Source organism: Nonomuraea sp. B208 (assembly GCF_057536035.1).
Genome location: NZ_BAAJOU010000010.1, coordinates 300,386 through 315,242, shown reverse-complemented (window position 1 = coordinate 315,242; position 14,857 = coordinate 300,386). Strand labels below are relative to the sequence as shown.

Here is a 14,857-nt window from a genome sequence, read left to right as displayed (position 1 = left end):
GTCAGCCCTTCGTGGAACCGGCCGTGACGCCGTCGGCGATCTGGCGCTGGAGGAACAGATAGATCATCAGTACGGGTACGGCGGCGATCAGGACTCCCGAGGCGAAGGCGGGGACGTCGTCGGAATACTGTCCGCGCAGCGCGTTGACCCCGATCATGAGAGTGCGATGCTCGGGCGACGGCATCATGAGCAGGGAGATCAGCACGTCGTTCCAGCAGAACAAGGCGTCGAGAATGCCGACCGACAGCAGGGCGGGGACGCCCAGCGGAAGCATGATCCGCCGGTACACCCCGTACACCGTGTTCCCGTCGATCCTGGCCGCGTCGACGATCTCCGCGGGGATGGTCCTGTAGTGGCTGGTCATCAGGAAGACGGTGAAGGGCAGGAACTGCGCGACGTAGGCCAGGATCAGTCCCGGGTAGGTGTCGATGAGCCCGCCGTCGGCCATGATCCTGGTCAGCGGCACCATGATCACCTGGAACGGGACGAACAGTCCCGCGAGACAGCCCAGGAAGATCACCGAAGAGCCGCGGAACCGCAGCTGGCTCAGCGCGAAACCCGCCATCGACCCCAACAGCAGCAGCAGGGCCACGGCGAACGCCACGACGATGAACGAGTTGACGAAGTAGCGCGCCATTCCGGCGCCGGCCCACGCCGCGGCGAGGTTGTCCCAGCTCAGGGAGCTCGCCGGGGAGAACCGGTCGAGGACGTAGTCGCGGCGGGTCTTCATCGCGACGTTGGCGGTGAACACGAGTGGATAGATCGTCGCCAGCGCGAGGAGGGCCATGGGGACGGCGGCCACCCACCTGGCCAGACGCCTGCCGGCCATCAGTCCTGCCTCCCCGCGCGGCGGAGCAGCGTGATCTGCAGGAGCCCCACCACGAGCATGACGACGAAGAGAACCGTCGAGGCGGCCGAGGCGAGCGCCGGCTGGTTCATCTGTCCCTGCTGGTGCCAGATGTAGAACTCCGGCAGGTAGGTCGATCCCTCCGGACCTCCGCTGGTCATGACGAAGAGCAGGCCGAACATGGACGTCAGCATCCCGATCATCGTGGTCACGAAGACGAACTGAATGGTGCGGGTCAGGCTCGGGATGATCACGTGCCAGATCGTCTGGCGGAGCGACGCGCCGTCCACGCGGGCGGCGTCCAGCAGCGAGGCGTCCAGGGTGCTGAATCCGGCGAGGAACACCACCAGGGCCATCCCGAACGTCGCCCATATGTGCACGCCGACGACCGTGAACATGGCGAGGCCCGGATCGCCGAGCCAGTCGACGGGGCCGACGCCGACCGTCCCGAGCAAGGCGTTCAGCGGGCCGTCGTACCCGAGCATGAGGTTGAAGATCGCCCCGACGATCACCGGCGAGAGCACGGCCGGGAAGAAGTAGACGCTGCGGTAGACCCGGTGACCCGGCACGCGCAGATAGATGAAGGTCGCGAGCAGACCCGGGATCGCCACCGCCACGGGAAGCAGCAGCACCAGCAGCCCGACGTTGCGCAGCGAGGTGCGGAACAACGGGTCGGCGGCCAGCTCCAGGTAGTTGCTCAGGCCGACAGGCGTTCCGTTGAGCTCGCCGTCGCCGGTGAAGGAGAAGTTGACCCCGAGGACCAGCGGCCACAGCCGCAGCACCACGATGATCAGTACGGCCGGGGCCACCAGGACGTAGGGGGCGAGGCGCTCCGCGCGCCACCGACGGGCGTCCCGGCGGCGTCCCTGGTGCGTGACGGCCGCTGCGCCGGCCCGCCCGGAGCCGGCCGGGCGGACCAACGGCGACGGGCTTCCGATCGGCACGCTCAACCCGCCCGGTCGGAGGCGGCCAGCTGCTCCACGACCTTGTCCACGGTGGTCGAACCGCTCAGGAGCTGCTGGGACAGTCGTCCCATCAGATCCAGGGTCTTGGAGGACAGCGCCACGTGCAGTGCGGGCCTGCCGGTCTTGATCTCGGAGGCGATCGCGGCGACGGCCGGGCCGGCCTGCGCGAAGTCGATCGTCGTGTCGGACGCGATCGCGCCGGCCTTCGAATAGAACGCCGTCAGGGCGTCGGTCGAGGTCAGGGAGCGCACCAGATCGGCGGCCAGCGCGGGGTCCTTCGTCCACTTGGCGACCGCGTAGCCGATGCCGCCGTCGTACGGAAGGCTCGGGGTGGCTCCGCTGGTGACGACGGGGGCCGGCATGACGCCGATCTTGTCGGGGGGCAGGAACTCGCCGAAATCCTTCCAGTGCCCGACGTCCGACATCAGCCCGATGATGTGCGCGGCCTTGCCGGTCTCGAAGACCCTGAAGATGTCGGTGAACATCGCGGTGGAGTTGGCGCCTTCGTTGTTCAGCCCCTTGTCGCCGGCCTCCTTCCACAGCTCGAAGATCCGCCGCACGTTCGGAGAGGTCCAGTCGCGCTTCCCGGCGATCCAGTCGTCGTACTCCTGAGGCGTCAGGACGCCGGACCCGAGGCCCGACAGGAAGAACTGGATCCCGGCGCCTTCCTTGTTGCCGAGCGCGAAGCAGGTGGCCCCGGTCGCCTTCTTGACGGCGGCGCAGCCGTTGACGAACGCGTCCCAGGTCTTGGGCGGGTTAGCCGGGTCGAGGCCGGCCTTCTCGTAGAGGGTCTTGTTGTAGTAGATCGGGTGCCCCTGCAGGGTCACCGGCGCGGCGTAGATCTTGCCGTCCTTGCTGAAGGCGTCCCAGCCCGCCAGCCGGCTCTTGTCCTCCGCCACGTACGAGTCCAGCGGAAGGAGCGCGTCGACCCGGTCGCGGATCTGTCCTCCCCCGTTGAACAGCATGACGTCGGGCCCCTTGCCGGCCTGGATCGCCGTGCCGAGCAGGGTGTAGTACTGGTCGAACGGCTGGGCGACGAACTCGACGGTGACCCCTGGATGCCGCTTGGCGAAGTCGGCCTTGGCCTTCTCGATGTAGCCGGCCGCGGCCGGTTCACCGGACTTCCAGTCCCAGACCAAGAGCTTCTGCTGCTTCTGCGTCGAGTCCCCGGAGGGTGACGGGGTCCGGGCCGCGCTCCCGCAACCGGCTGAGACCACCGCCATGACCAATAAGGCCGACCACAATGCTCGCTGCTTCATCGCTGCCCGCTTCCCGAGAGGACCGCTGGACCAGGCGCAAACATAATTCGTATGACGTATAACGTCAATAGGGACTGACGTATACTGGCGCGGTGGCGTCGCCACATGCCAGGCCACCGGAGGGATCAATGACGGCATCGCAGGAAGCGCCTGGCGGCGTCCCGGCGTCACCGGCCTGGGTACGACGACCTGCCAGCCTCGCCAGAGCGGTGACCGCCGAGCTGGTGGAGCGCATCGTCCGCGGGGTGCACCCGCCGGGGACCTCGCTGCCCCCCGAACCCGCGCTCTGCGAAGCCTTCTCCGTGAGCCGCACGGTCGTGCGGGAAGCCGTGAAGATCCTCCAGGAGAAGGGGCTGGTGCAGGTCCGCCAGGGCGCCGGCACCATGGTGACCCCGCCGGCGATGTGGGACATGCTCGACGAGCTCGTGCTCGCCGCGACCATCGCCGCGGAAGACAGCCTGGCGATTCTCGACGACCTCGTCGTCACCCGGCGCGTGCTGGAGTCCGACATGGCCAACGTCGCCGCCCGCGTGGCCGGGCCGGACACCGTGGAGCAGCTGCGGGCGCTGGTGGATCGGATGGACGAGCTCGTGGACGACCCGATGACGTACGCCGACAGCGACCGCGCCTTCCACGACACGATCATGCAGGCGTCGGGGAACCGCATCGCCCGTGGCGTCGTACGCGCGCTGGAAAGCCAGGTCGTCAGCACCGCCCGCTACCTGGGCCGCACCGAGCGGGCGCTCTGCGTGGCGTCGAACCTCGGCCACCGCCGCATCTACGAACGCATCGCCGCCCACGATCCCGCGGGCGCCGCCGAGGCGATGTTCAACCACATCACCGAGGCCTGGATCGTGCGCCGCAGCGGCCCGGCCGACCCCGTACGGCTGCGGCGTTAGCACCCGTCCGCGCCCTCGGAACCGACGCGGTCGAGGGCGGTGAAAGTTTCACCGCGACGCCTCAGCGGTGGCCGCGGCCGCTTCTCCTGGTCAGGCGCCGGAGGGACGGGGTCGCCTCACGCGCGGGCTCTCGACGTCGAGAAGGCCGAGTCTTGACAGGTCTTGTCACGGTCATATTTGCTCCGCTGCACCATCGCCTCCAGCCACAGGAAAGGAAGGAGAGCCCCTTACGGCGGCGTTGAGTTAGCGCTAACAAAGGCGGTGGAAACGGCTTCCCCTTTTGCGTTTTTCACCCCCCGAGAACGGCAAAGGAATTCGCGCCATGTCGAGGCTCAGGCACCTCTTCACCGCTGTCGCGTCCGCCGTCCTGCTCGTCGTCCTGGCCACGGTGCACGCGGCCCTGGGCGACAGCGCGTCCCAGCACTCCGCGCAGCAGAGCGCCCTCGCGGGCACCGCGGGATGCGGCAGGACCCCGACGCTGAGAAGCGGTTCGCAGTCGATAACGACCAGCGGGAAAAACCGTAACTTCATCCTGAGAATTCCGGACAACTACAATAACAACACGCCCTACAGGCTTATTTTCGGATTCCACTGGAATGGCGGCACCGCCAACGACGTCGACGGCGGCGGAACCAGCGGATACCCCTGGTCCTATTACGGGCTCAGGGCATTGTCGAACAACACCGCCATCTTCGTCGCGCCTCAGGGCTTCAACAACGGCTGGGCCAACTCGGGCGGCGAGGACGTCACCTTCGTCGACGACATGATCCGGCGCATCGAGGCGGACCTCTGCGTGGACACCTCCCAGCGCTTCGCCATGGGCTTCAGCTACGGCGGCGGCATGAGCTACGCGCTCGCGTGCGCCAGGGCGACGGTCTTCCGCGCCGTGGCGGTCTACTCCGGCGGCCAGCTCAGCGGGTGCAGCGGCGGCAACGAGCCCATCGCGTACATCGGGCTGCACGGTCTCAGGGATCCGGTGCTCAACATCTCCGCGGGCCGGTCGCTGCGTGACAGGTTCGTCAGGAACAACGGCTGCACCCCGCAGAACCCGCCGGAGCCGGCGCAGGGCAGCCTGACGCATGTCGTCACCTCCTACTCGGGATGCCGGGCGGGATATCCGGTCGCATGGGCGGCGTTCGACGCCGGCCACACCCCCGGTCCCGTGGACGGGAAGCCCGGCGACTTCGAGCCCGGCGAGAACTCCTGGACCCGGCCGGTGGTGTGGAACTTCTTCACGCAGTTCGGAGGCAGCGACCCGAACCCGACACCGACCGTCACGGTCACTCCGCCGACGTCAGGCGCGCTCAAGGGTGCGGCGTCGGGCCGGTGCCTGGACGTCAACGGAGCCTCGCAGGCAAACGGCGCGCAGACGCAGATCTGGGACTGCAACGGCCAGTCCAACCAGCAGTGGACCTCCACCAGCTCGGGTGAGCTGCGGGTCTACGGCGGCAAGTGCCTCGACGTGAACGGCGCCAGCACCGCCGACGGCACCAGCGTGATCATCTGGGACTGCAACGGCCAGAACAACCAGAAATGGCGCCTCAACACCGACGGCACCATCACCGCGGTCGGCGCCAACAAGTGCCTGGACGTGTCCGCGTCCGGCACCGCCAACGGCACCAAGGTGCAGATCTGGACCTGCCACGGCGGCACCAACCAGAAGTGGGCCCGCGCCTGAGAGGCCGGGACCGCTGACCACGAGCACGCAGGCACGTCCACCCCCACGGGCTTGGAGAACCGAAATGGCCGATGTATCGCGAAGACAAGTGCTGAGATTCGGCGCGGCGGGAGCCGGTGCCGCGCTGTTGCCCCTGCAGTGGACGGCCGTGGCCCGGGCCGCGTCGGTGGCGCCCGCGGAGGTGCGGGCCGCGAACGATCTGGCCCTGTGGTACGACGAGAGCGCCGGAACGGAGTGGCTGCGCGCGCTTCCGATCGGGAACGGCCGCCTCGGCGCCATGGTGTTCGGCAACGTCGACACCGAGCGGCTGCAGCTCAACGAGGACACCATCTGGGCCGGCGGGCCGTACGACCAGAGCAACACGAGGGGCGCGGCGGCGCTGGGGCAGATCCGGCAGCTGGTCTTCCAGAACCAGTGGAGCCAGGCCCAGACCCTCGTCGACCAGAACATGCTGGGCAACCCTTCGGCTCAGCTGGCCTACCAGCCCGTGGGCGATCTGCGACTGACCTTCGGCAGCGCCTCCGGGGTCTCGGAGTACAACCGGGTCCTGGACCTGAGCACGGCCACCACGACGGTGACGTACCTGCAGAACGGCGTACGGTACCGGCGCGAGGTGCTGGCGAGCGCGCCGGATCAGGTCATCGCACTCCGCCTGACCGCCGACAAGCCCGGCTCGATCACGTTCTCCGCGACGTTCGGCAGCCCGCAGCGGACGACGCGGTCCAGCCCGGACGGCACGACGGTGGCGCTCGACGGCGTCTCCGGCGACCAGAGGGGCCTGGCCGGCAAGGTCAGGTTCCTGGCGCTGGCCCGGGCCGTCGCCGAAGGCGGCAGTGTCAGCAGCTCGGGCGGCACCCTGCAGGTGAGGTCCGCCAACAGCGTGACGGTGCTGATCTCCATCGGCTCCGGCTACGTGAATTACAAGGATGTCGGCGGCGACTATCAGGGCATCGCCCGGCGCCATCTCGACGCCGCCGTCACCCGGACCTACGACGACCTGCGCGGCCGGCACGTCGCCGACTACCAGCGGCTGTTCGGGCGCACGACGCTCGACCTCGGCCGTACCGCGGCGGCCGATCAGCCGACCGACGTGCGGATCGCGCAGCACGCCGGCGGCAACGACCCGCAGTTCTCGGCGTTGCTGTTCCAGTACGGCCGCTACCTGCTGATCTCTTCCTCGCGGCCCGGCACCCAGCCCGCCAACCTGCAGGGCATCTGGAACGACTCGCTGACCCCGTCCTGGGACTCGAAGTACACCCTCAACGCCAACCTGCCCATGAACTACTGGCCGGCCGACACGACCAACCTGTCGGAGTGCTACGAGCCGGTGTTCAGGATGGTCAACGACCTCACGGTCAGCGGCGCCCGCACGGCCCGGGTGCAGTACAACGCCGGTGGCTGGGTGACCCACCACAACACCGACGGCTGGCGGGGCAGCTCGGTCGTCGACGGCGCGACCTGGGGCATGTGGCAGACCGGCGGCGCGTGGCTGGCCACCATGATCTGGGACCACTATCTCTTCACCGGCGACCTCGACTTCCTCCGGCAGTACTACCCGGCCATGAAGGGGGCCGCGCAGTTCTTCCTGGAGACCCTCGTGGAGGAACCGACCCTCAAATACCTCGTCACGAACCCGTCGAACTCCCCCGAGCTGACCCACCACGCAGGCGTCAGCATCTGCGCCGGACCCACGATGGACAACCAGATCCTGCGGGACCTGTTCAACGGCTGCGCCAAGGCGAGCGAACTCCTGGGCACCGACGCCGGCTTCCGTACGCAGGTCCTGGCCGCCCGCGATCGCCTCCCGCCGATGCGGGTGGGCTCACGCGGCAACATCCAGGAGTGGCTGTACGACTGGGTCGAGACCGAGCAGAACCACCGGCACATCTCCCACCTCTACGGCCTGCACCCCAGCAACCAGATCACCAAGCGCGGCACACCCGCGCTGTACACGGCCGCGCGGCGGACCCTCGAACTGCGCGGCGACGACGGCACGGGCTGGTCGCTGGCGTGGAAGATCAACTACTGGGCGCGGATGGAGGAGGGCACGCGGGCGCACGACCTGATCCGCGCCCTCGTGACGACGGCCCGGCTCGCGCCCAACATGTTCGACCTGCACCCGCCGTTCCAAATCGACGGCAACTTCGGCGCGACGTCCGGCATCGCCGAGATGCTGCTGCAGAGCCACAACGGCGAGCTGCACGTGCTGCCGGCGCTCCCGGCGGCCTGGCCGAGCGGGAAGGTGCAGGGTCTTCGCGGACGCGGCGGCTACACCGTGGACGCGACGTGGAGCTCGGGCGGGCCCACCGAGATCCTCGTCAGGTTCGACCGCGACGGCACGGTCAACGTGCGCGGCCGGATCTTCACCGGGACCTACCAGGTGGCCGACGCCACGACCGGCGAAGCCGTCAGCGTCACCAAACCCGAGAACGACGTCGTCAGACTGAGCGGCCAGGCCGGTCGTACGTACCGCATGACCGGATCCGCCGGCCCCCCGCCGGCGACGTACGTGCGGATCACGAACGCGACCACCGGCCTGGCGCTGGACAGCGGCGGCAACGTCGCCTCGGGGGCGAACCTCAAACAGTGGAACTGGGACGGCAGCACCAACCTGCAGTGGCAGCTCGTGGCCCTGGGCGGCGGGTGGTACCGCATCGTCAACCGTACCAACGGCATGGTCGCCGACAGCTGGGGCAACACCGCCAACGGAGCCAACGCCAGGCAGGCCGCGTGGGACGGCGGCAACAACCAGCAGTGGCGCCTCAACAGCACGGGCAACGACCGCTACCAGATCATCAACCGCGGCACCGGCACGGCCCTCGACGGCATGGGCAACGCCACGTCCGGCTCCACCGTGGCCATGTGGACACCGAACAACAGCACCAACAACCAATGGACCATCACGGGCGTGTGAACCCGGCGACGCTCGCGGGACCAGAACGAAGAGAGGACGGCGTGGGCGCGGTGCGCGATCCGCCGATGCCCTGCCCGCGGCCGGGCGTCGGGCGGATCGTCACCTCCCATGTCGGACAATCTACGGGCATGGATTCCGCAAGACGCGCTGTCACCCCGGAAGTCCTGACCATGCCGATCTACGCTGCCCGCATGGCTTTCGTTATCCCAGAGATCAAGGTCGGCCTCGCCGAACTCGGCGGCGGGCCTGACGCCTGGTGCGCAAAATGCGGCAAGCGTGCGAGCCTGTACTTCGTCGAGCCGGCGACCGGACGATTCACGTACGTCTGCGCGGCCGACGCCGGCCCTGAGCTGGAGGCGATGCTCCTGCGCTCCGCCGACTAGGCGAATCACCACCGCCGCCCCGACACCGTAGAACCGCGTACTGATGTCGTGCTGGACCGGCTGGAACGCCGCGGTCACATCACCCGGGTCTCCCAGAACGGCGCCTACGGCCTGGTCAACGCCAACAGCGGCAAGTGCGTGGACGTACCGGACCACTCCTCCGACAGCGGCGTCCAACTGCCGAGGGCAAGACCGGCGGCTCGGCCTTCAACCCGACGAGCTTCTACTCCTACCACCTCGACCCGGCCGCCGACGTGCCGAGCCTGCTGCGCACCTACGCCGGTCCCCAGGCGTCGATCGGGCTCTGAACTCCCGCTGACGGGCGGCGGCACAGGCACCGGATCATGTGTGCCCGGCATGCCAAAACTGCAGGAAGACAGGTCGGCCCTCAACCGTCGCGGGCGCCTCTGTCACCGTTGCCCGCCCGGGCCGAACCGCATCGTGGGACGCGGGTCCCCAGGGCGGGCAGGTGGGACGTGGTGGCGACGTGCCGGGCCTGCTCCCGTACCGGTCTGGGGACGCCGTCCGGCGACGGCTCGATCGCGCGTCGGTAGGCGACGCAGGGCGCCGCCATCGTCCGAGACATCCGACATGAAGTGACCTTTTGGCCGGGATGACCAGGCGACACCGCGTCAGCACCCCAAGACATCGGATGTTAACCCTTGCTAGTCGGGCATTTCACTGATATTTCCTTGGATCAATTCCTGTGATCGGAGGAATCCGTGCCTCACCCCCCACGACGACGGTTCGGCCCGGCCTTGATGGCCGTGCTGACGCTCGTCGGCGCTCTGTCCGCCCCCACAGCGGCCGGTGCCGCAGCCGCCCAGACACCCGATGACTTGACCCTCTGGTACGACAAGCCCGCCACCGACTGGGAGACTCAGGCGCTCCCCATCGGCAACGGGCCCCTGGGCGCCAAGGTGTTCGGCGGCGTCGCGACCGAGCAACTCCAGTTCAACGAGAAAAGCCTGTGGACCGGCGGCCCCGGCGTCTCCGGCTACGACTTCGGCAACTGGAGAACGCCGCGGCCGGGCGCCATCGCCGAGGTCCAGCAGCAGATCGACCGTGACGGCAAGATGGCGCCCAACGCCGTGGCTGCCAAGCTGGGCCAGTCCAAAACCGGCTTCGGCGCGTACCAGACGTTCGGCGACCTGTTCCTCGACTTCGCCGGCGCCCCTGCGGACCCCGCCGAGTACCGCCGCGAGCTGAGTCTGCGCGAGGCCGTGGCCCGCGTCGGCTACACCGCCGGCGGCGTGCGCCACGAGCGCGAGTACTTCGCCAGCAACCCCGGCAACGTCATCGTCGGCCGGATCTCGGCCGACCAGGGCGGCAAGGTGTCCTTCACGTTGCGGCACACCTCGCCGCGCCAGGACAAGACCGTCGCGGCCTCCGGCGGCAGGCTCACCATCCGGGGCCGGCTCGCCGACAACAAGATGACGTTCGAGGCCCAGATCCAGGTGATCGCGCAGGGCGGCACCCGTACCGACGCCGGAGACAAGATCACCGTCACCGGTGCCGACAGCGCCGTCTTCGTGCTGTCGGCCGGAACCGACTACGCCGACACCTACCCGGCCTACCGGGGCGATGACCCGCACACCAAGGTCACCGCCGCGGTGGACGCCGCCGCCGCCAAGAGCTACGACCAGCTCAAGGCCGCGCACGTCGCCGACTACCGCAAACTGTTCGACCGGGTGAAACTGGACCTCGGCGGCTCGACCCCCGCGATCCCCACCGACCGGCTGCGCAGGAACTACACCGGCGGCGCCTCGGCCGACGACCGGGCGTTGGAGACGCTGTTCTTCGCCTACGGCCGCTACCTGCTGATCTCCTCCTCCCGGGAGAACGACGTGCTCCCGGCCAACCTGCAGGGCGTGTGGAACAACTCCACCAGCCCGCCCTGGTCGGCCGACTACCACGTCAACATCAACCTCCAGATGAACTACTGGCTCGCTGAGCAGACCAATCTCCACGAGACGACCAAGCCGTACGACCGCTACATCTCGGCCATGGTGGCGCCCGGCAGGGTGACGGCGCGGGACATGTACGGCGCGCGCGGCTGGGTGGTCAACAACGAGACCAACCCGTTCGGTTTCACCGGCGTGCACGACTACGCCAGTTCCTTCTGGTTCCCCGAGGCCGCGGCCTGGACCACCCAGCACCTGTACGACAGCTACCGATTCACCGGCGACACGGCGTACCTGCGCGACACCGCCTACCCCGTGATCAAGGGGGCCGCCGAGTTCTGGCTCGACTTCCTGCACACCGACCCCCGTGACGGCAAGCTCGTGGTCTCCCCTAGCTACTCGCCCGAGCACGGTGACTTCTCGGCCGGCGCGTCGATGTCGCAGCAGATCGTCCGGGAAGTGTTCACCAACGCCCTCGCCGCGGCCAGGAAGCTTGGCGTGGACGAGGACTTCCAGGCGGAGGTGAGCGGCGCACTGGCCAAGCTGGACCCCGGACTGCGCGTCGGCTCTTGGGGACAGCTCCAGGAGTGGAAGACCGACTGGGACTCCGCGACCGACACCCACCGGCACGTCTCTCACCTGTACGCCCTGCACCCCGGCAACCAGATCACCACCGGCAGCCCCGAGGCTGAGGCGGCGAAGGTCTCGCTGACCGCGCGCGGCGACGGCGGGACCGGCTGGTCCAAGGCATGGAAGATCAACTTCTGGGCTCGGCTGCTGGACGGCGACCACGCCCACAAGATGCTCAGCGAGCAGTTGAAGGCGTCCACACTGGACAACCTGTGGGACACCCACCCGCCGTTCCAGATCGACGGCAACTTCGGCGCCACCTCCGGCATGGCTGAGATGCTGGTGCAGAGCCAGCACGACGTGGTGCACGTGCTGCCCGCCCTGCCCTCGGCCTGGAAGAACGGTTCGGTGAGCGGCCTGCGCGCCCGCGGCGGCGTCACCGTGGACGCCGCCTGGAAGGACGGCGCGCCCGACACCGTCACCGTGCACCCGGGCAACTCCGGCCCGATCAAGGTCAAGTCGCCGTTCATCGCCGGGCGCTACCGCGTCTACGACGAGCGGGGCCACGAGATCGGCGCCCACCGCGACGGCGACACCCTGAGCTGGAACGCCGGCGCGGGCAGGACGTACACGATCCAGAACGAAGCCGCCGTCGCCCTACGCGTACCCGGCACCGCCACGCCGGGCACGCCGTTCGAGGCGAAGGTCACGATCACCGCGACCCGCCGCCGTGCGGTGCCGGCCGCCGACGTGACGCTCACCGTCCCGCGGGGCTGGACCGTCGTACCGGCCACCCGCCACCTGCCCGGCACGGCGCCGGGAAAGACCCGCACCGCGACCTTCACCATCACTCCGGGACCGGCCGAAGGCGCCCGGCAGGCCGTGCTGGCCGCCACTGTCACCGGCGACTCCTGGTCGGGCGCGGCCAGTGCCGTGCTAGCCCTGGAACCCTGTGCCCCGCCCCCGGCCGGCTCGGTCCTGGTCGCCTGGGATCCGAAGGAGGGCGGCACGGTCAACGATTCCTCCGGCAACCGCCGCGACGCCGTCGTCACCGGCGGCGCCCCGGCCTATGACACGACCGCGCCCAGCGGCAGCGGGCTGGTGCTGGACGGCAACACGTACCTGACGACCGGCGCGACCTCGCTCGGGCTGGTCCGGGAGGCGACGTTCGCGGTGGAGGTCAAGATCGGCGGCAGCGGCTACCGCCGGCTGTTCGACTCCCAGCCATCCGGCGACCCCGGCACCGACGGCGTCCTCATCGATGTCACCCCAGGCAACACGCTGCGCTTCATCGGCGCGGGCGCGAACGTCGGCCTGAACACGACCCTGCCTACCGGCCGCTGGATCGACCTGGTGGTCACCCTGGAGTCCACCGGCGCGATCACCGTGTACGTGGACGGCGAGCGCAAGGCGACCGGCCAGGCCACCTCCGACGGCATCACCGGCTGCACCGCCCGCCCGCTCCGCTTCGGCGCCGACCAGGGCGGCGGGCAGCGGCTGACCGGCGGCGTCGACCGGGCCGCGGTACTCGCCCGCGCGCTGGCTCCCGAGGAGGTGAAGGCCTGGCGGGACCTGACCGCCGCGTAGGTTCGCGCCATCGGAGGCGCTGCCAAGGGGCAGCGCCTCCGATGCCGTGAAGTGCGAGCCCACCAGCCCCGGCAGCAGCAGCTCCACCTGTGTCTCGGCGGCGGCGTTGCCGAGCACCACCAGCATGCGGCGCCCGGCCAGCACGCTGCGGTACATCGCCGCCCCCTCGCGGCACCCGGCCTGTGACGCTCGAAATCAGGTCGGGGGTCCTTGACGTGGGAGTTCGCCAGTCAGCTCGCGGATCGTGTTCGCCCTGGGCCGGGCAGCGTGGGTGAGGATGACCCGCACGTCCTCGGCGGGGAAAAACGGCATCGAACGCCGGCGGCACCGGCGGCGACAGCGAGCCTGCGTCCGGTGCCGGTGGGTGATGATTTAAGACGTCGTTTCCGGGGCGGCGGCGGGTGCTCCGTACCAGCCAGATCGCCGTGGCGGTGGCGACGCCGAGCGCGGCCGTGGACAGGGCAGGAAGCAGCGGCAGCGCTCTCGGACCGGCGCCGGTCCGGCGAGCCCAGGCCGGTCGTGTCGGCGTACGTCGGCGCACCCGCGGGCTCCCCTTGCACGTCCACGGAGCCTGCGCCAACGCCGGCACCTCGATCCGAAACGTCAGCCGCTGCCCGGAGGTGAGCGGCACCCGGAAGTACGCCTCCTCACCGGGGATCACGGTGTCGGTGTAGCGGCCGTCGGTGAGCACGGGGCCGTCGCCGTAGGAGCCGCTGCCCACCACGGCAGGTGGTTCGATGATGAGAGTGAGTTCGAGCGGTGCGGTGGAGGTGCGGATCTGGTCGCCGCGGTTGTCCGCCTCGATCGTGTACCGGCCGGGTTTCTCGCAGGTGCCGGCGCCGCTGGGTTCGGCCGCCGCGGCTGTGGCGACGGAGGCAGGAGCGAAGACGCCGGCCAGGGAGAGCGCCAGCAGGATGGCTGTCAGAAGCCGCGACATGGACGACGTTATTGACAGGTACGCAAGGAGGCGCGGGAGCAGGTGTCACAGCCGGCGTTGATCGAGCGTGAGGTTCCGGATGGCCGGCTGCCCGCTCAGACCACGGTCAGGGCGACGCCGCCCCGCCGGATCGAAGCCAGCCGGTACTCCGCCAGGAGCGACGCCCATGCCATGACGAGCGCGATGGCGAGGGCGAAGGCGACATTGGCCACCCTGGAGCCCTGCACGACGAAGATCGAGGCCCAGGCCGCCATGAAGAGCGCACCGGTCACCATGCTGAGAGCGGCCCAGCCGCGACGGCCGGCCGCCGCGAACCGCCGGCCGAACGCGAGACACGCGGCGATCAGCGCGAGAAAGGCGACCCCGGAGACGAGGAGGTGCAGCATCCCCTGCGTGCTCATGCTCGTGGGCGGGCCGACGGGCGTCCCCGGCGGGAAGCCGTCGGCAGGGTCGGCGGAGAAGCAGGCAGCGGCGATCATCCCGGCGCCGAAGACGCCGACCAGTCGCGGCCCCCAAGTGCTGTCCCAGCCCACCGGACCACGAGCCCGGTGCAGGCCGGCCGCTCCGGCCACGAACAGCAGGCCGCTGACCGCGAAGTTGGCGATCTGAATCCACCCTTGGTCGCCGTTGCTCAGCATGCTGGCCGGGTAGCGGCTGATGTCGAACCCGTCCCTGGTGAGTATCTGCAGCAGGACCGCGATGATGTAGAGGGGGCCGGCGACGACGCCGCATGTCAGCAGCCTCCGTGTCGTGCCGCCGGCCGCTGTGGCGGTGAGGTTCTTCCTCATCGGTCTACTCCTTTCGTGCCCGTTGGGGGGCGGTGATTCGGTCGACGATGTCGATCACTCTTCTTCTTCCTCTTCGTTCGAGCCGGGGCGTCCCTCCGGGGACGGCGTCTCGTCAAGCGGGTGGCG

General features: G+C 69.3%; 10 protein-coding genes. 6 read left to right on the top strand and 4 right to left on the bottom strand.

Translation table 11 applies throughout. The annotated features are described in order from the left end of the window. Position 1 precedes the first annotated feature (1 nt). From AC27IY_RS07035 to AC27IY_RS07025, 3 genes are read right to left on the bottom strand one after another with little or no spacing between them, the layout of a single operon-like run. A complete protein-coding gene (locus tag AC27IY_RS07035; protein WP_364453251.1) occupies positions 2-829 on the bottom strand; it encodes a carbohydrate ABC transporter permease in 828 nt (275 codons plus the stop codon). Then, the gene (locus AC27IY_RS07030) at positions 829-1,791 is read right to left on the bottom strand and encodes a carbohydrate ABC transporter permease (protein ID WP_344206787.1); all 963 of its coding nucleotides are present in this window, start codon (positions 1,789-1,791) and stop codon (positions 829-831) included. Before AC27IY_RS07030 ends, AC27IY_RS07035 begins: the two co-directional genes overlap by 1 nt. Positions 1,792-1,793: 2 nt before the next feature. Beyond that, the gene (locus AC27IY_RS07025; RefSeq protein WP_487177452.1) at positions 1,794-2,951 is read right to left on the bottom strand and encodes an ABC transporter substrate-binding protein; all 1,158 of its coding nucleotides are present in this window, start codon (positions 2,949-2,951) and stop codon (positions 1,794-1,796) included. A 248-nt stretch (positions 2,952-3,199) separates the two neighbouring features. Here AC27IY_RS07025 and AC27IY_RS07020 point away from each other — a divergent pair, with 248 nt between their 5' ends. From AC27IY_RS07020 to AC27IY_RS06995, 6 genes are all read left to right on the top strand, one after another. Continuing rightward, on the top strand, positions 3,200-3,970 hold the full coding sequence (locus AC27IY_RS07020) for a FadR/GntR family transcriptional regulator (protein WP_364453259.1): 771 nt from the start codon (positions 3,200-3,202) through the stop codon (positions 3,968-3,970). A 322-nt stretch (positions 3,971-4,292) separates the two neighbouring features. Further along, positions 4,293-5,648 carry a lectin gene (locus AC27IY_RS07015; protein ID WP_487177451.1) on the top strand — a complete coding sequence of 452 codons (1,356 nt, stop codon included), beginning with the start codon at positions 4,293-4,295 and terminating at the stop codon, positions 5,646-5,648. A gap of 88 nt (positions 5,649-5,736) precedes the next feature. Then, positions 5,737-8,562, top strand: a complete 2,826-nt coding sequence (locus AC27IY_RS07010; RefSeq protein ID WP_487177450.1) for a glycosyl hydrolase family 95 catalytic domain-containing protein — start codon at positions 5,737-5,739, stop codon at positions 8,560-8,562. Continuing rightward, positions 8,511-8,945, top strand: coding sequence for a hypothetical protein (locus AC27IY_RS07005; protein ID WP_487177449.1), 435 nt, complete (start codon positions 8,511-8,513; stop codon positions 8,943-8,945). The genes AC27IY_RS07010 and AC27IY_RS07005 overlap by 52 nt, the downstream gene beginning before the upstream one ends. Positions 8,946-9,079: 134 nt before the next feature. Then, the gene (locus AC27IY_RS07000) at positions 9,080-9,253 is read left to right on the top strand and encodes a hypothetical protein (protein WP_487177448.1); all 174 of its coding nucleotides are present in this window, start codon (positions 9,080-9,082) and stop codon (positions 9,251-9,253) included. A 531-nt stretch (positions 9,254-9,784) separates the two neighbouring features. Next, entirely contained in the window at positions 9,785-13,006 is a 3,222-nt protein-coding gene (locus AC27IY_RS06995) for a glycosyl hydrolase family 95 catalytic domain-containing protein (protein ID WP_487177447.1), read from the top strand. A gap of 1,032 nt (positions 13,007-14,038) precedes the next feature. Here AC27IY_RS06995 and AC27IY_RS06990 read toward each other — a convergent pair. Then, entirely contained in the window at positions 14,039-14,731 is a 693-nt protein-coding gene (locus AC27IY_RS06990) for a DUF998 domain-containing protein (RefSeq protein WP_487177446.1), read from the bottom strand. Between the last annotated feature and the right edge of the window lie 126 nt (positions 14,732-14,857).

What these genes read in the sequence shown, in the direction of transcription:
- AC27IY_RS07035 (WP_364453251.1), bottom strand. Translation starts at nt 829, where the DNA reads ATGGCCGGCAGGCGTCTGGCCAGGTGGGTGGCCGCCGTCCCCATGGCC.
- AC27IY_RS07020 (WP_364453259.1), top strand. Translation starts at nt 3,200, where the DNA reads ATGACGGCATCGCAGGAAGCGCCTGGCGGCGTCCCGGCGTCACCGGCC.
- AC27IY_RS07015 (WP_487177451.1), top strand. Translation starts at nt 4,293, where the DNA reads ATGTCGAGGCTCAGGCACCTCTTCACCGCTGTCGCGTCCGCCGTCCTG.
- AC27IY_RS06990 (WP_487177446.1), bottom strand. Translation starts at nt 14,731, where the DNA reads ATGAGGAAGAACCTCACCGCCACAGCGGCCGGCGGCACGACACGGAGG.